Annotated in this window: 24 protein-coding genes and 1 pseudogene; 15 read left to right on the top strand and 10 right to left on the bottom strand. The window is 45.1% G+C overall.

Annotated features, from left to right (window positions below):
• From A2517_RS00990 to A2517_RS00935, 12 genes are all read left to right on the top strand, one after another.
• Positions 1-699, top strand: a 699-nt coding sequence (locus tag A2517_RS00990) for a TonB-dependent receptor (RefSeq protein ID WP_294893501.1), incomplete at its 5' end; no start/stop codon positions are given.
• Positions 699-1,553 (top strand): hypothetical protein, encoded by an 855-nt coding sequence (locus tag A2517_RS00985; protein ID WP_294893500.1) that lies wholly within the window; start codon positions 699-701, stop codon positions 1,551-1,553. The genes A2517_RS00990 and A2517_RS00985, both read left to right, overlap by 1 nt.
• Positions 1,550-2,029 carry a hypothetical protein gene (locus A2517_RS00980; protein WP_294893499.1) on the top strand — a complete coding sequence of 160 codons (480 nt, stop codon included), beginning with the start codon at positions 1,550-1,552 and terminating at the stop codon, positions 2,027-2,029. Before A2517_RS00985 ends, A2517_RS00980 begins: the two co-directional genes overlap by 4 nt.
• Before the next feature lie 11 nt (positions 2,030-2,040).
• Positions 2,041-3,018 carry a cytochrome c peroxidase gene (locus tag A2517_RS00975; RefSeq protein WP_294893498.1) on the top strand — a complete coding sequence of 326 codons (978 nt, stop codon included), beginning with the start codon at positions 2,041-2,043 and terminating at the stop codon, positions 3,016-3,018.
• A 54-nt stretch (positions 3,019-3,072) separates the two neighbouring features.
• Complete coding sequence (locus tag A2517_RS00970) at positions 3,073-3,867, top strand: class I SAM-dependent methyltransferase (protein WP_294893497.1); 795 nt, start codon at positions 3,073-3,075, stop codon at positions 3,865-3,867.
• A complete protein-coding gene (gene modD, locus A2517_RS00965) occupies positions 3,864-4,712 on the top strand; it encodes a ModD protein (protein WP_294893496.1) in 849 nt (282 codons plus the stop codon). Before A2517_RS00970 ends, modD begins: the two co-directional genes overlap by 4 nt.
• A 30-nt stretch (positions 4,713-4,742) precedes the next feature.
• On the top strand, positions 4,743-5,852 hold the full coding sequence (locus tag A2517_RS00960; protein ID WP_294893495.1) for a hypothetical protein: 1,110 nt from the start codon (positions 4,743-4,745) through the stop codon (positions 5,850-5,852).
• Positions 5,852-6,859 carry a PDDEXK nuclease domain-containing protein gene (locus A2517_RS00955; protein ID WP_294893494.1) on the top strand — a complete coding sequence of 336 codons (1,008 nt, stop codon included), beginning with the start codon at positions 5,852-5,854 and terminating at the stop codon, positions 6,857-6,859. Before A2517_RS00960 ends, A2517_RS00955 begins: the two co-directional genes overlap by 1 nt.
• Positions 6,856-7,251: a hypothetical protein gene (locus A2517_RS00950; protein ID WP_294893493.1), complete on the top strand. Its 396-nt coding sequence runs from the start codon at positions 6,856-6,858 to the stop codon at positions 7,249-7,251. The genes A2517_RS00955 and A2517_RS00950 overlap by 4 nt, the downstream gene beginning before the upstream one ends.
• Positions 7,241-7,915, top strand: coding sequence for a molybdate ABC transporter permease subunit (modB, locus tag A2517_RS00945; protein WP_294893492.1), 675 nt, complete (start codon positions 7,241-7,243; stop codon positions 7,913-7,915). Before A2517_RS00950 ends, modB begins: the two co-directional genes overlap by 11 nt.
• Positions 7,912-8,787: a sulfate/molybdate ABC transporter ATP-binding protein gene (locus tag A2517_RS00940; protein ID WP_294893491.1), complete on the top strand. Its 876-nt coding sequence runs from the start codon at positions 7,912-7,914 to the stop codon at positions 8,785-8,787. The genes modB and A2517_RS00940 overlap by 4 nt, the downstream gene beginning before the upstream one ends.
• A gap of 9 nt (positions 8,788-8,796) precedes the next feature.
• Positions 8,797-9,270 (top strand): peptidylprolyl isomerase, encoded by a 474-nt coding sequence (locus A2517_RS00935; protein WP_294893490.1) that lies wholly within the window; start codon positions 8,797-8,799, stop codon positions 9,268-9,270.
• Here the strand turns inward: A2517_RS00935 and A2517_RS00930 are convergent.
• Positions 9,236-9,892, bottom strand: a complete 657-nt coding sequence (locus A2517_RS00930; protein WP_294893489.1) for a TetR/AcrR family transcriptional regulator — start codon at positions 9,890-9,892, stop codon at positions 9,236-9,238. The two genes, A2517_RS00935 and A2517_RS00930, sit on opposite strands and share 35 nt — an antisense overlap.
• 134 nt (positions 9,893-10,026) lie before the next feature.
• Between A2517_RS00930 and A2517_RS00925 the strand changes: the two genes are divergently transcribed.
• Together A2517_RS00925 and A2517_RS00920 are read left to right on the top strand one after the other, a co-directional pair.
• A complete protein-coding gene (locus tag A2517_RS00925) occupies positions 10,027-10,599 on the top strand; it encodes a hypothetical protein (RefSeq protein WP_294893488.1) in 573 nt (190 codons plus the stop codon).
• Positions 10,596-10,799: a hypothetical protein gene (locus A2517_RS00920; RefSeq protein WP_294893487.1), complete on the top strand. Its 204-nt coding sequence runs from the start codon at positions 10,596-10,598 to the stop codon at positions 10,797-10,799. Before A2517_RS00925 ends, A2517_RS00920 begins: the two co-directional genes overlap by 4 nt.
• A 9-nt stretch (positions 10,800-10,808) precedes the next feature.
• Here the strand turns inward: A2517_RS00920 and A2517_RS00915 are convergent, their stop codons facing one another.
• The 9 genes from A2517_RS00915 to gltB form a co-directional block, all read right to left on the bottom strand.
• Positions 10,809-11,798: a tRNA-dihydrouridine synthase gene (locus A2517_RS00915; protein WP_294893486.1), complete on the bottom strand. Its 990-nt coding sequence runs from the start codon at positions 11,796-11,798 to the stop codon at positions 10,809-10,811.
• 104 nt (positions 11,799-11,902) lie between these two features.
• On the bottom strand, positions 11,903-12,922 hold the full coding sequence (locus A2517_RS00910; RefSeq protein WP_294893485.1) for a hypothetical protein: 1,020 nt from the start codon (positions 12,920-12,922) through the stop codon (positions 11,903-11,905).
• 12 nt (positions 12,923-12,934) lie between these two features.
• Entirely contained in the window at positions 12,935-13,288 is a 354-nt protein-coding gene (dksA, locus tag A2517_RS00905) for an RNA polymerase-binding protein DksA (RefSeq protein ID WP_294893484.1), read from the bottom strand.
• Positions 13,289-13,297: 9 nt separating this feature from the next.
• Positions 13,298-13,756, bottom strand: a complete 459-nt coding sequence (locus A2517_RS00900) for a 23S rRNA (pseudouridine(1915)-N(3))-methyltransferase RlmH (RefSeq protein WP_294893483.1) — start codon at positions 13,754-13,756, stop codon at positions 13,298-13,300.
• Positions 13,753-14,310, bottom strand: a complete 558-nt coding sequence (locus A2517_RS00895; RefSeq protein ID WP_294893482.1) for a thiamine phosphate synthase — start codon at positions 14,308-14,310, stop codon at positions 13,753-13,755. Before A2517_RS00895 ends, A2517_RS00900 begins: the two co-directional genes overlap by 4 nt.
• A complete protein-coding gene (accD, locus tag A2517_RS00890) occupies positions 14,310-15,152 on the bottom strand; it encodes an acetyl-CoA carboxylase, carboxyltransferase subunit beta (protein ID WP_294893481.1) in 843 nt (280 codons plus the stop codon). The genes A2517_RS00895 and accD overlap by 1 nt, the downstream gene beginning before the upstream one ends.
• Entirely contained in the window at positions 15,149-15,877 is a 729-nt protein-coding gene (locus tag A2517_RS00885; protein WP_294893480.1) for an inositol monophosphatase family protein, read from the bottom strand. The genes accD and A2517_RS00885 overlap by 4 nt, the downstream gene beginning before the upstream one ends.
• Complete coding sequence (locus A2517_RS00880; protein WP_294893479.1) at positions 15,877-17,259, bottom strand: glutamate synthase subunit beta; 1,383 nt, start codon at positions 17,257-17,259, stop codon at positions 15,877-15,879. Before A2517_RS00880 ends, A2517_RS00885 begins: the two co-directional genes overlap by 1 nt.
• Before the next feature lie 5 nt (positions 17,260-17,264).
• Complete coding sequence (gene gltB / locus A2517_RS00875) at positions 17,265-21,698, bottom strand: glutamate synthase large subunit (RefSeq protein ID WP_294893478.1); 4,434 nt, start codon at positions 21,696-21,698, stop codon at positions 17,265-17,267.
• Positions 21,699-21,878: 180 nt separating this feature from the next.
• Here gltB and A2517_RS00870 point away from each other — a divergent pair.
• Positions 21,879-21,961 (top strand): annotated as a pseudogene (locus A2517_RS00870) (recombination protein RecO); the annotation flags it as partial.

The following is a 21,961-nucleotide window of genomic DNA, read 5'->3' as shown; positions in this document are numbered from 1 at the left end:
CAGGCGGCATTGATCTATGCTCCCGATGCACATTCCAAAATCCGTGCCAGCGTATCGCAAAAAACCTATATGCCCTCTATGAAAGACCGCTATTCTCGTAGGTTGAATAGTGCAGTACCGAACGTCGATCTCAAAAACGAAGTCGCCACCCACTACGAACTCAGCTACCAGCAACAGCGCGGCGAACTCTCTGCCCGTATCAACGGTTTTTTCACCCGCGTGGATGATGCGATCCAAAGCGTCGTATACGCACCCAATCCCGCCTATCTCCAAAACCAGAACGTCGGAAGTTTCGATCATCGCGGTATCGAAACGGAGCTAAATTACAAAACCGATACCTTTGAGACCGGCGGTAACTACACCTACATCTCGGTCAAAAACCGTACCGATGAGAGCGTCAAACGTGTCGATGTCCCCAAACATCAACTCTTTGCTTTCGCCCAGAGGGAACTCGGAGGCGGTTTTTCACTCTATGGAAACATGAAATTCCGCAAAGGCTCGTATGAGCAAAAAGCCGATAAAACCTACGTCATAAACCCGACATTTACCACGTTCGATCTCAAAGCGATTTACAAAGCGACCGATGCGATCACCGCCGAAGTGGGGGTCAAAAATCTCACCGACAAACTCTATGCTTATGATCTGGGCTTCCCGATGGCGGGACGTGAGTTTTTCGCCAACATCGGGTATACGTTCTAATGCGTAACCTCCTCACAGCGGTAACGTTTTGGTTGATCGCGACCATCACCCTATCCGCTTCCGAGCAACCTATTCGGGTTGCCGTCATCGGCGGGATGACGATGAGCGGGTTGTGGCAAAAAGTGGCCGAATCGTTTGAATCGACCCACCATATTCCGCTCGAAGTCGTTATCACCGGCACCAAACATGAACTGGATGCGTATACCAGATCCCATCCGGTCGATTTGATCACCATGCACTCCAGCGATACGATGGTGGAGCTCGCTTCGGAGGGGTATGTCGAAAAGCTCACACCGTGGGCGCACAACGCCCAAATGATTATCGGTGCCGACACCAATCCGGCAAACCTAACAGAAAAAGAACCCCTATCCTCGGCATTGTCAAAAATCGAGCGCTCAAAAGCCCCTTTTTTCATCCATGCCAGCGGCGGAACGTTTGAGGTATACGGGGAATTGGCACATGCCTACTCCTTTGAGCCGGAGGAGCCGAACCTCATTTTTACCGCTAAAAAAAGGGGGTTCATGAACGATGTCGTCGAGAAAAACGGCTATACCCTCTATGGTGTCATCCCCTTTGTGATTCAAAAACAGCACCATCCACGGATCAAAGGGTTTATTTTCGATGATCCGAAACTCAGACGCCCCTATCTGGCGGCAGTAGGAACTCCCTCAAAAATCACTCAGGAGCGATATGAAAAAAGTTTGAAGCTGCTCAACTTTTTGACGTCGGAATCAACACAGAAGCTGGTGAAAGATTTTCGGATTGAGGGGTTTGAAGATATACCGCTCTTTTTTCCGAACACGCAATCTCACAGCTCACAAACCACCCAAATACAAACCAAGGAATTACCATGAAAAACGGATTACTCATTCTATTGTTGGCAACAACCTTATTCGCCAAAGAGGCGGTTCTGCCAAGTGAACTCTCAGCGTGGAAAGCTCTCTCCTATATGGGTTCAGCCAAAAATCCCCAAGAGCTCCCAAACGCAACTCTCACACTCAATACCGCATCGCTTGTCGGTTTAGTCCCGACTCCGAAAATCCAATACGTCGCCCGACCAACCAATGAAGGCGGGACAGTGAGTTACGGCGGTCTCTTTCAAATCACCCTCAAAGAGAAGGGACTTTATCGCGTTGTACTCGCTAACGCATCTTGGATTGATTTGATCAAGGACGGAAAACCTGCACCCTCTGTAGCACACGCACAAGGTTCTGAAAATTCCGGTATACGAAAAATGGTGGATTACAACCTTGATGAGGGTACCTATACCCTCCAGCTCTCCGCAGGAGCCGATACGAAGAGTGCCCTCTTGGTCACTAAACTCAAATGAGTGCTATTGCCATGATAAAATATATTCTTACCATCGGGATCTACTTACTCGTAGCGCAACCTGCGCTACAGGCGCAATCAGCACAAGATACCGCAGAGCACAAAGCCCAAATCGAACTAGGTCGCCGTTTATTTTATGATGCCGACCTCTCGATCAATGGCACGATGTCGTGCGCAACCTGTCATGAACAAAGACGCTCCTTTGCCGATGGCAACCAAGCCCATCCCGGTGCATTGGACGATCCCGGAAAACGAAATGTCCCCGGGCTGGCAAACATAGGTCAGTTTAAAAACCTCACATGGGCGCATAATCATCTCAGTGGTTTGGCAGAACAATCCCTAATGCCGATTCGCGGAACCAACCCTGTCGAGATGGGGATGAACGGCCACGAGGATCAAATAAGAAAACGCTTAGGTCAAAACGGCTGTTATCAAAAACTCTTTTTACTCGCATTCCCAAAAGAAAAAGGCTCAATCCATTTCGGTACTGTTTCCAGAGCCTTGGAGAGCTTTCAAAAAACATTCATTTCAAATCAATCTCTCTATGATCAAATGATGGAAAAAGGGACTTCTTTACCGACCAAAAATGCTCAAAGAGGAAAAAACCTGTTTTTTGGAGCGGCAAAATGCAACACGTGCCACACAGCACCTCTTTTCAGCGATGATGCTTTTCATCAGGTTCAGCCACGAGAGCAAAATACAGAGCAGAAAACCACAGATTACGGCCTATCCGATGTCACCGGAAACCCCAAAGATAAAAACATCTTCCGTACACCGAGTTTGAGAAATGCCGCATTGACCTCTCCGTACTGGCATGACGGGAGTGCTAAAACACTTGCCGAATCGATCCAAAAACATGATTTGAAAACCAATCAAACATTGAGTCATCAAGAGATGACTGAGCTTGTTGCTTTCATCGATACCCTCAGCGATATGACCTTCGTCAATAATCCAAAATACGCCAAACCGAGTAAAAAATGCCCATACTAAGTATTCAGGTAATGGATCGTTTTAGATATAATAAAGGATCAAAAAGGACTATTAATGTTTCTTGAACCGATAAACTTTCCCGCGATGTACAAAGAGCATAAAGCGACCACCGATTTCAAAGCAAAAACGAGCAGCGACTGGGATGAGAAGTCTGCCGATATGGCACTTTCTACTATCAACAGCCCCTACGTGGAGGATTTTATCTCCCGTATGAACATCACCGGAGATGAAGTAATCCTCGATATCGGATGCGGGCCTGGGGCACTCACAATCCCGTTGGCGAAAAGAGTCAAAGAGGTGATCGCCATCGACTTCTCCGCCCAAATGCTCGAAGAGCTTCGTGCCTACGCCGCGCGCGAAGGGGTTACTAATATTAAAACATATCATATCGGTTGGGACGATGACTGGAGCCACTTGCCGCAAATTGACATCGCCGTCGCATCACGCTCAATGGAGGTATCTGATGTCGAAGCGGCGCTGGCTAAAATGTCGGCTCATGCATCAAAAGCGTGCTATCTCACCTACAAGGTCGGGGGAAGTTTCGTCGATATGAATATCCTCGATTTCATCGGCAAAAAGGTCAAAACGAAACCTGATTACTGGTATATCCCGATCATCCTCTACGCCCAAGGGTTCCTTCCCCGTGTCGATTACATCGAAACAGGACGGGGCAGTGTCCGTAGCGGGAGTGAAGAGGAGTTCGTCGAATCGCTGATTTGGAGCATCGGAAGCCTCGAAGAGGAACAACGGAGTAAAGCACGAGAGTATTACCGTGACATCATCGTGGGACAAAACCGCCCTCCCCGTGCCGTTAACTGGGCATTTATCGGTTGGGAAACATCCCTATGATTACCCTTAACGATTCTGAACTGGAAACACTGCTAAGCGAAGACGTCCCTTACGGCGATCTCACGACCGCATCGTTAGGGATCAGTGACCAACGCGCCCGCATCACCTTCTCGACCCGCGAACGCCCTCTCGTCGTCTCGTGCACCGAAGAATCGGTACGATTGTGCGGACTCTATGGTTTGGAAATCGACGGCTTTGTAAAATCGGGAACTTTGGTTCCGCCAAAAAGTGTTTTTCTCGAAGCCCACGGCGAAGCAGGCACTATCCACCGCATCTGGAAAAGCGTCCAAAACCTCCTCGATTACGCGAGCGGAATTTCCACCTACACCCGCGAAGCGGTACTCTTGGCTCGTAGTATCAATCCTGATATAGTGGTCGCCACCACCCGCAAAACGACCCCGTTTACGAAAAAAATCGCCATCAAAGCGGTCGAATCGGGAGGTGGGGTAGCCCATCGTCTTGGACTATCCGAGAGCATCCTAATCTTCGATTATCACCGTGTTTTCTTCCCTGCAGAAGAGGCATTTAGCGAAGCCATGTGCAAAGCTAAAAAAGCGAACCCTGAGAAAAAAATCGTCATCGAAGCCTCTGACATTGCCGAAGCACTCAAATTTGCCCGTCTTGGAGCGGACATCCTCCAGTTAGAGAAACTTCCCCTCACCAAACTCGCCGATGCCGTCCAAATCTTGCGTGCCGACTACCCCCATATCACGTTGATCGCCACGGGGGGAATCAGTGCCAAAAACATCGCCGAGTATGCCGGCAGCGGAGTCGATATGATCGTCACCTCCTCGCCCTACAGCGCACAACCTGCCGATATCAAAGTGAAAATAGAACCGCTATAATATGAATACTGTCTTGAAAAAGGAAAATGGATGACGAATGACGAATTAGCTCAAAAAATATTAAATGACATCCAATATATAAAAGACAAAGCCGAAGTTTTTCAAAAAAAATTAGTCGATTTCAAATTAGATGAAAATCAATTCAAAGAAATTCGATCTGTATTAAATTATTTCAGAACTGCTGATTTTACATTTATCTCAACCCTAAATAATCAAGAAGGATTATTAAATTTTGAAAATCTTTTTTCTTCGTACAAAATTTCGATTGAAACATTTCTTGATAATGCGACCCAACAAAGATTGAATAACTTTGTTATTCATAATACTAAAGTATATGCATATATGGGAGATATAATTAATGCAATGAAAAAAGAATTTACTCCTATTGATTCAAAAACTAAAACTAATGAACTACAAGAAATATATCAAAGAATTGAAACCTTAGAAAAAAAACCTGACATACTTATTGAAGAAGCACAAAATAGATTCAATGAGATTGAAAGGTTAGAATCAATAACAAAAGGAAGGGAAGAGAAATCTACTGAAATTTATGAAAATATTCAAAAAATTGCAACTAAATCAGAGCAAAAAGCACTCGAACTTATTTCAACTCTTGAAAAATTACGCGATAAAGAAATCTCAGTTGAATTAGCAATTCAGCTTGAAGAAAAATGCAAAATTCTAAAAAAAGACAAAGATCTTCCTTTTCGGAATATGAATCTATTTATTGTTGCAATATTTTTGACAAATATTTTACTTTGGATACCTTTGATTCAAGAAAAACTCAACATCCAAAATATTGAATTTTGGCAACATTTTTTAGTTGCTTTTTCTCTTAATATTCCTTGGTTTGCTATGTTCGGATTCAATGTAAACGAATATACAAAACTTAATAAGCTTCATGAAGAATATGAATTTAGAAGAATATCTGCGATTACCCTCTTCAACAACTATTCTCAACTAATCAATGAACTTCATTTAACAAAAGAAGATTTACATGAATCGCTTAAATCATCACTAGATAAAATCTTCGATAACCCCGTCCACAGTATCTACGGCGACAAAAGCGGAGATAAGAACATAGGTCTCGATCAACTTGAAAAAATAACATCTATTATTGAAAAGATGAAATCTAAATAATGAAACCGACATCTAATATTCCATTTTTTGATTCCGTTATCTCTCTTTTAGAGAATGCTCGCCGAGAAGTTTTAGGTCATATTAATACCACGATGGTAGTGACCTATTTTGAAATCGGACGAAAAATTATTGAAGAAGAGCAAGAGGGAAGCGAGCGTGCACAATACGGTAAGCACCTGCTAAAAGAGCTATCAAAACAGCTAAGTGAAAAATTTGGACGGGGATTTTCAGTCGATAATCTCCAAAATATGAGACTGTTTTATCTTACCTATTCAAAATATGAGACACTGTCTCGTAAATTCAACCTCAGCTGGTCACACTATCTCTTTTTGATGAAAATAACGAATATTGAAGAGAGAGCCTTTTATGAAATCGAGGCAAGTGAAAACCGATGGAGTCTTAGAGAATTCAAACGACAATACGACAGTGGTTTATATGAACGACTACGCCTCAGTCTAAATCAAAATGCAATTCATAAGCTCTCAACGCATGGACATATCATTGAACAACCCGAAGATACAATCAAAGATCCCTACATCTTAGAGTTCATCGGGTTACCAATCCTCCAACACTACAGCGAATCTGAATTAGAAAAAAGATTAATCGAAAAACTGGAGCACTTTTTACTTGAGCTTGGAAAAGGTTTTACTTTTGTTGCACGTCAAAAGCGGATTACTCTCGAAGAAAAACATTTTTACGTTGATCTCGTCTTCTACAATCGGATTTTAAAGTGTTTCGTCATCATTGATTTGAAAATCGGAGAATTAAAACATCAAGACATCGGACAGATGATGATGTATGTCAATTATTTTGACAGATTTGAGAAATCAGAAGATGAAAATAAAACAATCGGGATTATTTTATGCAAACAAAAAAGCGACACACTCGTTGAATTAACTTTACCGGAAGAAAACCAACAAATTTTTGCTAGTCGATATTTAACCGTTTTACCAAGTAAAGAAGAACTACAAAAACTTATTGAAGAAAAAGAAGATTATTTAGAATGAACACCCTCCCCGCAACCCTAACCGCCATCACCGCCTCCAAGCACCTCAGTATCCTCACCGTTGCCGTGGGGGAGGATAACTTTTACCTCCTACTCGCTGAACAGTGTCATGATGCGATAGGAGAGCCTCTGATGTTGGCATTCAAAGAGACCGAAGTGATCCTCGCCTCAACCCCCACTGCTACGACTGCCAATATTCAGCGCGCCGTAGTCAGCAAAATCGAGCAAGGGAGCGTCCTCTCCCAAATCACCCTCACCTATCATGAGATGAACCTCATTGCGTTAGTCCCTACATTAATGTTTAATACCCTCACGATACGTGAAGATGATGAAATATGCTGGATGGTACAACCCTCTGAAATATCTCTATTGAGAGGCACTAATGGAATCTGAATTCATCAGTACGATGGTGCTCACCTTTAAACTCGCCGCCGTTACCACCGTGATCCTCCTTATCATCGGGATTCCCCTCGCATCGTTTTTGGTCTTCTCCAAAATGCGGTTCAAAAGCATTATCGAAACGATCGTGAGCATGCCCCTCGTATTGCCTCCCTCCGTACTAGGCTTTTATCTCCTCCTCGCGTTCAGCCCCGCTTCCGCCATCGGGAGTTTTTTGACCGAACACGGAATCCGCTTAGCGTTTAGTTTCGAGGGGTTGGTGATCGGCTCCGTCCTCTTTAGCCTCCCGTTTATGGTTCATCCGATCCAATCGGCGCTCTCAGGGGTTCCAAAGACGATCTTCGAAGCCTCGTATACCCTCGGAAAATCGAAACTACAGACAATGATGCGGGTGATTCTTCCGAGTATCCGTCACGGAGTGATCTCAGGGATCGTCCTCGCCTTCGCCCACACCGTCGGAGAGTTCGGGGTGATATTGATGATCGGGGGAAATATCCCCGATGAAACCCGTGTCGCCTCCATCGCCATCTATGACGAAGTCGAATCGCTCAACTATGCCTTAGCGCATCAGTATGCCCTCACCCTCTTTGTCGTCACCTTTGCCATCTTGCTCCTCGTCTACACCCTCAATAAAAAATCACTCGGGGAGATTCGATGATAACGGTCAATATCAAAAAGCATCTCGATACCGCCGAGGGGGTGTTAGAAGCCCATTATGAGCTAAGTATCACCGACGGCGAGTTTCTTACCCTGTTTGGTTCTTCGGGAGCAGGAAAGACAACTCTGCTACGCATGATCGCGGGTCTCGAAAAACCCAACAGCGGAGTGATCGACGTGGACGGTGAAGTATGGTTTGATTCGGAACGCCGTATCAATCTCCCGCCCCAAAAACGGAGTATCGGTTTTGTCTTCCAAGACTACGCCCTTTTTCCGACGATGAGTGTCCGTGAAAACCTTCTCTTCGCCGCCGAGAATCCAGCGCAGCGTCGAACCGTGGATAAGCTGATTGATCTCGTCGAACTCTCACAGCTCTCCGACCGTCTCCCCGCAACCCTCTCAGGGGGACAAAAACAGCGTGTTGCCCTCGCCCGTGCGCTGGTGCGTCATCCGAAAATACTGCTCCTCGATGAGCCCCTCTCGGCACTCGATCCCGCTATGCGGACAAAGCTCCAAGATGAACTCTCCCTGATCCACTCCCGCTTAGGGGTGACGACCCTGCTCGTAAGCCACGATATCGCCGAAACCGTCAAACTCTCCGACCGTCTCGCGTCGGTGGTTTCGGGACGGATAGAGCGACTCTGCCCACCGATGGAGTTTTTCTCACCCCAAACCCTCAGCGGTAAACTTCAGTTGATCGGAGAGGTGCTCAAAATCGAAGAGGACTTCCCTGCCATCATCGTAACACTGCTCGTAGGCTCCTCCGTCGTTCGCACCGTCCTCAGCTCTGCCGAAGCTTCAGAGCTATGTGTGGGAGGACGCGCTATAATTTCAACCAAAGCGTTTAACCCTATTCTCATACCGCTACCCTAAGGAATAACTATGACCATCAAAAAAGACTGCATCGTCACTATCGACTACCACATCAACGACACCGAAGGAAACCTCCTCCACGAAGAAGAGGAATCTCTTGTTTACCTCCACGGTAACTACGGTCATATCTTCCCAACGGTTGAAGAAGCACTAGAGGGAAAAAGTATCGGAGAGTCGTTCAAAGTGACGCTATCGGCCGATAAAGCATTCGGAATTTATGACCCTTCATTGGTTGTTACTGAAGCCCTTAGCGAACTGCCGGTAGAAGTAACTGTCGGGATGGAACTGGACGGATATTTCGAAGAGGATTCTGAGGATGTCATCATCTACACCGTCAGTGAAATAGAGGGCGATCACGCAACTCTCGATGGAAATCACCCACTTGCGGGGATGGATCTCATTTTCGAGGGAACCGTTTTAGATATTCATGAAGCGACACCCGAAGAGATCAAAGAGGTACAGGAATTTCACCACCAGCATTAATCCCCATCATCCCCCGCCCTTTCTCGGATAAAAACGGGGCGATATGGATTTTAAACATCGCCTCTTTCGTCTCCCATATCGACTCACGACTCACGTCACCATCCATCGAAACAAACACTTGCCAATACGCCGTTACAAACCAATAGAGCTTAGCGCGCAGAGGTATCTCATCTTTGGCAATATTTTGCAGAATCTCTTCACTGATCAGGAATTTAATGACCCCTGCTATCTGGTTGATACGCTTCTCCTGATTGGCGACAAACGCCCTTTTTAGCTCACTATCGAGTGCCATCAACACCGGAGCATCCCGCATTAAAAATCGATATTCCCAAAACAGATCGCCGTAATAATCGAACGACTCATCCAATATATTTAGAGGATTGTCGGAAGTGATCATTTTTTCAAAACTCTTTAACGATTCGATGCGCTCCGACATTTCGGCATAGATTTCTCGGATAATCTCCTCTTTGTTGCGGTAGTGATAATAGAGGTTTCCCGCAGAAATTCCCGCCGCTTTAGCGATATGGTTGGTCGTGATAGAGAGGGAATCTTGGGCATTGAACAGCTCTATTGCGGTATTTTTGATCCGCTCTTTAGTCGTTATCTTTTTTGGCTTTGTCATGGGAAAATTCTACCATATTTAGAGTACATATACGAATAATATTTTATATATTAGAGTATTTAAACTAATTTTAAGATTTAATTTAGAAAATTGAGACTACTATGCACCTATCTGATTGAATGAGGTGTTAGCGTATGGTACAGGGAAAACCGGGAGATGGATTACCGCGAGGAGAGTTTTTACTGATTCGGCTCTTGCTGATTCCGATGGTACGGACATTTTTTACATGGCACGTCGCTTTTTGGCTTTTTAAACGCGAAGCCCGTATCATCATCTCCCTCTTGGAGGAGTTAGAGGAAGGGGAGCGCTTACGACAGGTCGTTATCGACAAAACTTTCGCCATAGAAGATCACTCACGCCAATTTTCCCTCAATATGGTAATCGAACACCTCTGCATCACGGGGCGTAAAGTAATGGGGATCATCACGGCACTCACTGAGGAGAGAGAGTTTAATGAAGCCGTCACGATAGAGGGGGTAAAACCGTTCGAAAACCGTTCAGGCACACTGGAAGATTTTAAACTCTTTATCAATGAGTACAAAATATTTTTTACCGCATTACCGAAGCACCAATCCACAATGACTAAACCCCATCCTTGGTTTCGATCGTTTAATAATTTCGACTGGAACGCCTTTATGTATATGCACACCTTTATCCATCGCCGACAGATCGAATCAATACTAAAAGCACTAAAGGAGAGACGATGAGCAACACTCTCGGAACGATATTTCGTGTCCTAGGTTTATTTATTCTTTTAGTAAGCGGATGGTTTTTAGCGCTAACGGCACTCTATTGTTTAGCCATTTTGATAGTCGGAAGCACTTTTGACTGGAGTCATATAGGTGTATTATTGGGTGCGGTTGTACTCGTGAGGATGTTCTATCCCCGTAACGTCTTTAAGTGGTGAGAAAAAACATTAGCACTCACATTTCATATCGGAGGCTTTGAATCCCTCACTGATCTGTCGATGGGTGAGAAAAAACTCATCAACTACCGCGCGAAAGTGGAGAGGATCATCGATGCGGTTGACGAGATCACGCAGCGCCGATGCCCCCTCGTACCCTTTGGAGTAGGTATGAACGTGTTTACGGAACGTCACGACACCACGTGCGCCGTAACAGCTCACCATACCGTCCAAATGCTCCATTATGATTGCGTGTTTAACCATCAAATCGACCGTAGCACTGCCGGTTTTGAGTTGATGGAAAATCCATGGTGCACCCACCGCTCCGCGACCGATCATCACACCGTCCGCTTTCGTATGTTCTAGCACCCATTGCGCCTTCTCAAAGGAGTCAATATCACCGTTGGCAATCACAGGAATACCGATAGCGGCTTTGATCTCTCCGATCGCGTCATAATCAACAGGGGCTTTGAATTTACCCGCACGGGTACGTCCGTGAACGGCAAGAAAATCGGCACCGCAGCTTTCGACGAGCTTGGCAATTTCGATATGGTTTTTCGATTCAAATCCCAAACGGATTTTGACACTGAGGGTCGATTTGTTCGATGTTTTTTTAATCGTCTCGATAATACGTGCCATACGGGGTAAATCGTTCAATAATGCACTTCCTGAACCGTGACAGACGATCTTAGGGACGGGGCATCCACAGTTAAGATCAATAATATCAATATCATCGATCGTATTTAACACCTCTACGGCACGTCGGACAATATCCTCTTCCGCTCCGGCAATCTGAACCGAATAGGGATCTTCATTGGGGCTTCTCTCCAACATACGAATCGTTTTAGCTGAACCGTATGCGAGGGCATTGGAGCTGATCATCTCACTCACCGTCAGATCGGCACCGAATTTTTTGACGACATTGCGAAACGGCAAATCGGTGTATCCCGCTAATGGGGCAAGGGCATAAATAGGAGTAGAAAAGTCAAGTTTGGGAGTCATTATGTACCTGTAAGACGATTATTCTCGCCCTTTAGGGCGAAGCTTCAGTGCCATAGTGGCAAGCGTAGCTATAGGGGTTTTACTCCTATAGCGTTCAAAAAATGTTAACTGCGACGTAAAAAGATCGCAATATCGTAGTGCTTGTTGGCACGTTTAAGATCACGGTACGCTTTGAAAATCTGATAATCAGTATGCGCCGTGTTATTCAGAATTTCGTTTGCCGTATCAATCATTTGCAAATCATAAAGGGTATAAAGGTACCCTTCCATCGCATCGTCGTTGTTTTCACTTAATATTTCAAACAAGCGGATACGCTGTTCAGGAAGCATATTTTTCGACATAGCCGCTGAGAGGTCAACCCAATCGTTGCTGCTAAGTTTAAGTGCAGAAAAAATAGTCGCCAACTCTTCATTCGAAATTTGGATACCGTTTTCTGCCGCATTAACGCGTTGAACGAAATCAGCCAATGATCCTTTTGTAAAAAAATGTTTGAACTTCATCACTGATCCGACGGATGCCGTTTTAACATACGACTCGTATGCTTTAGCACATACGATTTCACCGTAACTCTCAGGGCGTGCAAGGATCGTATCCGCATCTATTTCACCCCGTTCAAAACGGTTCAAATTATTTTCAATCGCGATAGAAGTAGTATTCGACAAGTGAAATTTTTTAATTTCTACTTTTTTCTTCTCTTTAACATCGCGCATAAGCTGGAGTGCTTCGTCGATTTTCTCGTTTCCGACACTACGAAGCGTTTCATACGGCAAAACGAGGGCATTGTCAATCAACTTGCCCATCAGTTTATACGCATCACTTTTGTAAACGTAATTACGCTCACGTACACCCAACAATGAATCACGGAGCGCATCGACCATTTTTTCATGGTCTTTATTCAAACGGCGAAGTTTGAAGTTGCCCACCAACGCATAAATCCCCATATGCATCAAACTGGCAAGGTACATAATAACGAGAGGGACGACCACCCAAAATGCAACCGGTAAATTTGGAAAATGCATCCCTAACAAATCAAATGAAATCGATCCGTTATCGATAGAATAAACCGCCGAAGCGACTAGAAGTATCAAAATAAGCGATGCGATGGTATACCGTTTTAGTTGCATTTACTCTCCCTCTTAATGTTTGTTTTTTTCGACGATAGGACGACAAACGATGCAATATTTTGCATGCGGTTTAACTTTTAAACGTTGAAAACCGATGTCATCTTCACACATTTCACAAATTCCGTATTGTTTGGACTTGATTTTATAGAGTGCCGCTTCGATCTCTTCGAGTTCATGCATCTGTTGTGAACCGATCGCATTTTCGACCAAATTGTCATTACTAGCAGATGCATAGTCACCTTCGTCGTTGAGTTCCATCTCACGCAACTGATTCATTTCGCTCTCTACGCCCGTAAGATTTTTGATAATCTGAGCTTTTCGCGTCAGCAATATCTCCTCGAAATACTGCAACTCATGGTCTCTCATCAATGCTCCTCATTTGTGGTACGGATGGTTTGCTAACAGTGAATAGGCACGGTATATCTGCTCTAACAGAACCGCTTTTGCGATTTTATGGCTCATAGTCATATCAGATAAACTTATTGCCACATCACATTGATCTACAAAACTTTTTTCAAAGCCGTAGGCTCCGCCTATAAAAAATTGCAATGAAATTTTATCACTTATAAGCTTACTAAATGCAAAACTATCCATTTTTTTTCCCTCAGGATGCAACGCAATCGAGTAATTTTTACCCAGCATCGGTGAAAGCAGCTTAGAATAGGCCGCTTGAGAAGCCTCGGCGCTGATAGTGTGGGCCTTTACAATCTCTTTTGGAAACAACTCAACATCATCCACTTTGGCAAAACGGGAGATCATTTTCATCAAATCCTGATAAAGGGGATCATAAAGAGATCGCTCTTTTTTCGCAATCGAAACAATAGAGATATTCACAGCAGCCCAGACCCTACAACACTGTAGGTAACGTGATGGAACGTATCATCAAGCTTTACCCCGCCGATAGCGGCGACGGGGTGTTTAGAATGTGCCGCAATCTCATCAAGGCTCTCTCCGAGTACTTTTGCTTCCGATTTCGTTGACGTAGCACGAAAAGCACCCAATCCGATGTAATTGATATCGAGACCATTCGCAATTTCAATCTCATCAGCATTGTGGGTGGAGAGTCCGATAAGTTTATCCTCACCGATCGCCATTTTTAAAATTTTTACGGCACGAGAAGGATCAGAATCAATCGCATACAAATCTTCCTGACCGATATGGACGCCGTCACAAAATGGGGCGAGCTCGTAATGATCGTTTATGATTAAAAAACCTTCCCACACATGGCGAAGGGCAATCAAATCTGTTTTAATCGTAGCAATATCAGAGTGTTTGTTACGGTATTGGAGCACACTTGCCCCCAACGATTTAGCACGAGCAGCAAACGAGAGGATATCGACCCCTCCTTTGTGCAGTGTATCGGTGTCACAAAGGGCGTATAGCTGCATTAGGGAAGAAGCAGTTTGAGCATATCGCTCAAGGTCTCTTTGAGTTCACTCCGCTCTACGATCATATCGATGGACCCTTTTTCGAGCAAGAACTCAGCTCTCTGGAACCCTTCAGGAAGATCTGAGCCGATGGTTTGTTTAATAACGCGCTGACCGGCAAATCCGACCAAGGCACCCGGTTCGGCGATGATAATATCCCCAAGCGTTGCAAAAGAAGCACTCACCCCACCCATTGTCGGGTCAGTAAGGAGTGAAATATACGGAAGTTTTGCAGTGGCCAATTTTGCCAAAGCCGCAGAGGTTTTAGACATTTGCATCAAAGAGAAGGTACTCTCCTGCATCCGCGCCCCGCCGCTGGCACTGACAATAATCAATCCCATCCGCTTCTCTATCGCACGATTTACCGCACGAACAATTTTTTCACCCTCAACCGATCCAAGTGATCCACCCATAAAGTTAAAATCAAACACAACAAGCTGTGCCGGAACGTCATTGATCGTACACTCACCGCTCACCACTGAAGAGTAGGTACCGTTTTTTGCATACCCCTCTTCGACACGCGCCGAATAACTTTTCTTATCGACGAAATTAATCGGATCAACCGGACGGAGATTTGCATCGAACTCAACAAAACTACCTTCATCACAAATAAGTGCAAGTCTCTCTTTTACACCGATACGAAGGTGAAATCCGCATTTTGGACATACATGGTTTTGTTTTTCAATCTCTTTATAATACATCAGTGACTGGCACGAAGGGCATTTTACCCAGTGAGACGGTGCCTCACTCTTAGTGGGTTGTTTTTTCTTTTCGGAGTCTCCGAACAGGTTAAATAGACTCAAAAATACTCCTTTTCTACAATCGAACGTATCTGCTCAAAAAGCTCTTTATCCGCACATATGAGGAGGTATCTATCATCACAAAAGAGGTGAAGATGCTCACTCAAATAGAGTCCGGCTTGGATATCGTATGGGCGCATTGTACCTAAAAATAGCACATATTTCACATAAGGGGCGTACGCCAACGAGAGAGCCAGTGCTCCGGGGGACCTGAATTTAAGTCTTTGTGCCATCAATTTTTTTATCAAATCAGGGTGCTCGGGTGCTTTTTCAAAAAGGCCGATTTTGGCAAAGGGGTTGATGTTGATTTCGTGTTTTATCAGAGGATTTGACAGCGTTGTTCTGTAATATTCCTTCTCAGTTCGGACAAACAAATCACCGTTTGCAAGATTGCAGACAAGGGCTTCCGTCGTTTTATTCCCACAGACACGAGCGATGGAAACACCGTAATACGGGAGTTGAGAGAGAAAATTATCACTGCCGTCAATCGGGTCAAGAAAAATAGTTGCTTCCGATTGGGGGCTCATCCACCCGCTCTCTTCGGAAAATATTGACCCATAAGGGGAGAGATGAGAAAAACAGATGGCTTCGGTTCGCAAATCAGCCCCGTTGCTGATATCTCCCCCCGCACCTCTCTCATGAAGCACAAATAAAGAGGTGTTACCCTCTTTTACAAGCGCATCCACTTCTTGACAGGCAAGAATGGCGGCTTGAATAAACCCGTTCATTAACGAAGCAATGATTTAATGATAGAGCGTGCCGCTTCGCGTCCGTCATACGCTGCGGTTACCACCAAATCGGCACCGCGATAGCAGTCCCCTCCGGCATAGATTCCCGATGTTGTCGTTTCATGTTTCTCATTGACGATAATTCCGCCCCAAGAGTTTACGGCAATACCGTTTTCAGCCAAAAATGGCGGTACACACGGATCAAATCCGAGAGCCATAATGATGACATCAGCATTGACGTTAAAATCGCCCCCTTTGACCTCTTCCATTTTTTGGCGACCCGATTCATCTTTCGCACCCAAAACGGTTTTAGCCATATGGATACCGACCGCTTTGCCGCCGTCATTCAAAATGACCTCTTTCGGAGAGGCATTAAACGTAAAGTCAACCCCCTCTTCAATCGCATTTTTATACTCTTTGACCGATCCCGGCATATTATGGGCATCACGACGATAGAGACATGTAACGCTTTTTGCCCCTTCGCGTTTTGCACTGCGGACACAGTCCATCGCAGTGTCCCCACCACCGATTACAACAACATCAAGGTCTTTGAAATCGAATTTTTTCTCATACGGGAGGGAAAAATTCTTACGCTGAATCGCGGTGAGGTACTCCATAGCAGCATACACATTCGATGCATTCTCACCCGAAATTTTTGCCGTTTTACTTTTAGTCGCACCGATTCCGATAAATACCGCATCGTGTTTATCGGCAATAGCGTCAAATTCGATATCTTTACCTACTTCACAGTTTGTGACAAGTTCCAACCCTGCTTCAAGAAGCAAATTAACGCGGCGTTCAACGATTTTTTTATCGAGTTTAAAGTTCGGGATACCATAGGTAAGCAGTCCCCCCGCACGGTCACTGCGCTCATACATCGTTACCGCAATACCCGATCGGAGCAAGTAGGTAGCCGCCGATAGTCCCGCAGGGCCTGAACCGATAATCGCTACTTTTTTATCCGATGTAATCCCCGGAAAATAAGGTTTAAGTCCCTGCTTGAATCCCTCTTCATTGATAAAAGTCTCGATACCGCCGATCGTAATCGCGCCGTGACCGTCGTTAAGGGTACAATCCCCTTCACACAGACGATCATGAGGACAAACACGCCCCATCACTTCAGGAAACGGTGAGGGCTCATTGGAGAGGTTAAATGCAAATTTCAAATCTTTTTCCGCAACCGCTTTAAGCCATTGAGGGATATAGTTGTGCAACGGACATTTGTTCAAACAAAACGGATCGCCGCATTGGATACAACGATCACTTTGGCTGGCAGCATCGCTGCCGCCCATCGGTTCATAAATCTCGCTAAAATCTTTTAGACGCTGTAATACTAGGCGTTTCGTGGGGTCGATGCGCTCAATCGTTAAAAATTCTCTCATATTTCTTAGTCCCCTTTATCCGGATTGAGTGGCAATTTTGTTAAGTTTTTCGGGCGTACAAGCCAGAAGTTTCGGATCTCGACACGGAAATTTTTGAGTAACATTTGACCCATTTCACTTTCTGTTTCGGCAACATACTCTTTGAGAAGACGTTTGAGATAATGGCGTGCTTCATCCCCGTCATCCGTATCAATACGAAGAGCATCGACGAGTTCACGGTTAACGTTTTCAACAAAACTGTGATCTTTGTCATAGACAAATGCAAATCCGCCTGTCATCCCCGCACCGAAGTTGATACCGGTTTTTCCGAGAATCACGGCAACACCGCCTGTCATATACTCACACGCGTTGTCCCCTGTCCCCTCAACGATAGCAAGAGCTCCCGAGTTACGTACCGCGAAACGCTCACCGACCGATCCTGCGATAAAGAGTTTACCTCCCGTCGCACCGTAAAGACATGTATTTCCGCCGGCAGCGAATGCTTCACCCTGATTTTGAGAGCGGATAACGATCTTACCGCCGTGCATCCCTTTTCCGATGTAATCGTTCGCGACACCCTCAAGATGGATAGAGACACCGTTATTAAGGAATGCTCCCAATGCTTGACCCGCAATCCCTTTAAGCTGGATACGGATCGTGTCGGCTTTAAGCCCTTTATCCCCGTAATAGTGGGCAATTTCTCCACTGATTCTAGCACCGAAACTGCGGTTAAGATTACAAATATCACGTGAAATACGGATAGTGCGTTCAGGGTGTTTGATCGAATCCATCACCTCTGCGAGAACTTTTTGCTCAAATTCATTGTCATCAAACGGCTCATTAGAAGGTGATTGACAGGTATTAACCCCCTCTTCCCGATGCAATACCGCACTAAAATCGAATTTTTGTGCAAATTCCGTATCAACAACACGAAGCAGGTCACTGCGTCCTACCATCTCTTCCATTGTTTTGTAACCGAGCTGCGCCATAATTTTACGTACGTCTTCTGCCAAATAGGTGAAGTAGTTGATCAGCTGCTCAACCGTCCCCTCAAAATGCTCGCTTCGAAGTTTTTCGTTTTGGGTGGCAATACCGACGGAACATTTATTGACATGACAGATACGGAGCATTTTACAACCGATGATCGTGAGCGCTCCCGTCCCGAAGGCATAGCTCTCAGCCCCTAAAAGGGCCGCTTTGACGATATCTTGACCTGTTTTGAGTCCGCCGTCGGTTTGAACGTGAACAAGACCCCGCAAATTATTCACTTTAAGGGCATTATGGGCTTCTGAGAGTCCAAGCTCCCATGGATTTCCCGCAAATTTGATCGAGGTGAGCGGTGCCGCGCCCGTTCCACCGTCTCCACCGGAGATAATAATTTTATCGGCGTATGCTTTGGCAACACCTGCGGCAATCGTACCGACACCTGCGGCAGAAACGAGTTTAACCGCCACTTTGGCAGCCGGATTGACCTGTTTCATATCGAAAATCAGCTGTGCCAAATCCTCGATCGAATAGATATCATGGTGCGGCGGAGGTGAGATAAGTGTCACACCCGGCATCGTGTAGCGTAGCCGTGCGATAAGTCCGCTTACTTTATGACCCGGAAGCTGTCCACCCTCACCCGGTTTTGCCCCTTGGGCTACTTTGATCTGAATCTCTTCGGCAGAGCGGAGATACGCCGGTGTAACCCCGAAGCGTCCCGATGCAACCTGTTTGATTTTAGAGTTTTTGAGCGTGCCGAAACGAGCCGCGTCTTCTCCCCCTTCACCCGAGTTACTTTGTGCGCCGATGGTGTTCATCGCAACGGCGATACACTCATGCGCTTCAGGAGAGATAGATCCAAGCGACATTGCCGCAGATGCAAAGCGTTTAAAAATAGCCTCTTTCGATTCTACTTCTGAAATATCGATGCTTGGACGATCGGATTTGAATTCGAAGAAATCACGGATGAATTTTTGTCCGCGTCCGTTAACCAAGGCACTCAATTTATCAAAATCTTCACGTTTGCCCGTTTTGGCAACACGGTGGATCGCATGAATCACATCCGGATTGAAATCATGATGCTCTTGTCCATTGTAGAATTTATAGTATCCCCCGATTTTAAGAGGGAAAATCGTATTAAATCCGCCCACTTCAAACGCATCTTTATGGTTACGATCAAGTCGTGCATCAATGTCTTCGTAGGTAAGTCCCGGAATCATCGCATGCGATTCACCGAAACACTCATGTACGATTTCACGGCTTAGTCCCATCACATCGAACAATCCTGAATTACGGTACGACGCAATCGTTGCGATCCCCATTTTCGACATAATTTTAAGGAGACCCGAGTTGAGGGCATGGTGAACCGATTTAAATGCTTCGGAGCAATTAATATCTTTGTTGTGCTGCTCAATATACGAAGCAACCGTAGCAAATAATAAAGAAGGATAAACAGCACTTGCACCGTAAGCGATCAATGTTGCCGCACCATGGGAGTCAATAACCTCAGAGGTACACGCAACGATTGATGCCAAATGACGGATTTTCGCATCCAACAATGCACGACTGATCCGCCCAACCGCCATTGCCATAGGGATTGATTTGTGCTCTTTATCAAAATCTTTATCATCGAGGATAACAATACGGATACCCTCTTCACGTACCGCTTTGATGACGTCAGAAACCAATGTCTCGAGAGCCGCTTTTAACTCCCCTTGATAGGCAGTTGAAAACTCTTTATTGCTGTAAAACGATTGGTAGCGCGGTGATTTTTTATCTCCGAACGATTTTAAAACTTCCAATTTTTCACGGATAATGATCGGTGAGATCGCTTTAAGACGATTGGCGTGAGAGGGGATTTCATCTAAAATATTATGGGTTTCACCGAATCCCGTATTGAGACTCATCACCACTTTCTCACGAATCGGGTCAATCGGAGGATTCGTTACTTGAGCAAAACGTTGTTTGAAATAATCAGAAAAGTGACGCTGTTTTTCACTGAACGCCGCCAATGGAGTGTCATCACCCATTGATCCGACCGCCTCTTTCCCATCACGCATCATCGGTTCAATCACCTGCTCTATCACCTCTTGAGTGATATTGTAAAAACGCTGACGCTGAATGAGGTTGGAACCGTCGTATTCACAACTGGTAATATACTGCTCATCGACATGCTCTTGAAGATAGATCATATGTTCGTTGAGCCATTTCATATACGGATTAGACGATTTCAAATATTGATTGATATCTTCGTCTTTGAGGATTTTCCCGAATTTTAGGTCTAATCCGATCATTTGCCCTGACTGTAAACGTCCGCGCTCTTTGATCTGATCTTCGGGGATATCGATAACACCGTATTCACTCGCAATGAGGAGCGTATCATCATGGGTGATGATGTATTTGGAAGGGCGAAGACCGTTACGATCCAGTACACATCCGATATAACGTCCGTCGGTGAGTGAAAATGCCGCCGGTCCGTCCCATGCTTCAAATACGGTCGAATGGTACTCATAGAAAGCACGAAGTTCAGGATCCATATGAGGAGCATTTTGCCACGGTGCAGGGATAACGGCACGCGCCGCTTTAAAGAAATCCATACCGTTGACGATCAAAAACTCAAAAAAGTTATCCGCACTCGCACTGTCCGATCCGCCCGGCTGGAGGATCGGGAGGAGACGCGCGATCTCTTCGTCCGTAAACACTTCACTCTTGATCGATTCCGATTTTACCGCAACGTTAAAGCGGTTCGCTTCGACCGAATTGATCTCACCGTTGTGGGCAACGGCACGAAACGGCTGCGCCAAACGCCATTTTGGGAGAGTATTGGTAGAGAAACGCTGATGAAAAAGGGCAAATGAAATTTTGAACTTCTCATTTTGAAGATCCGTATAAAACTCTTTAATGTGAGTAGGCATAATAAGCCCTTTATACGATACGACGCTGGTTGACATCGACGCGATGTAAAAATCGGCATCCTCAACCAATTCATGTTCAATCTCTTTACGGCTGAGATAGAGCAACGCATCAAATCGCTGTGATGCCATCAAAGAATCAGGTGTAATAAAAATATGGTAGATAGAAGGGAGTGTTGATAATGCTTGTTCACCCAATGCATTCGTATCAACGGGGACGACACGCTCCAACACGACTTTAAGATCATTGTTGGCACAAACCCGTTTTAAGACCGATAGCTGAGACGGATCTTGGGTAAAGATTACCGCGACGGCATACATTTTAGGGAGTTCTACCCCCTCCTCAGCTGCAGCAGCGCGCATAAATTCACGAGGGAGAGATAAAAGCAAACCGCTTCCGTCACCCGTTTTTCCATCCGCCGCAACCGCTCCACGGTGCATCATCCGCTCTAGTGCAATAATCGCATTTTCCAAATTTTCATGCGAAGGTCGGTTTTTGATATTTGCTATCAAACCAAATCCGCAGTTGTCTTTAAATGATCGTAATAGGTCTTGGTATTCCACTCTAATCGTCACCTTTCACCATAAAATTCGGCAAATTATTATTTTTTAATCTCTTTTTAAACATAAGTAGTTTAAAGGGAGATGAAATTTTCTTATTTTACTGATTGTTAGGTTAAAAAAGGTTAAAATGACGGCAAATAATGAAGATATTAAAAAATAATGTGTAGAGTAGAACCATAAATGCAGGGCTTCATCATCAAACTCACTCGTGTACGCGAAGAAGATATGATCGTCACCATAATAGCCGAGGAAAGCTTACAGAC

The organism is Sulfuricurvum sp. RIFOXYD12_FULL_44_77 (assembly GCF_001830725.1).
Lineage (GTDB): Bacteria > Campylobacterota > Campylobacteria > Campylobacterales > Sulfurimonadaceae > Sulfuricurvum > Sulfuricurvum kujiense_A.
Note: the sequence above shows the minus strand (reverse complement) of the source record. Positions and strands in the feature narration are given on the sequence as shown.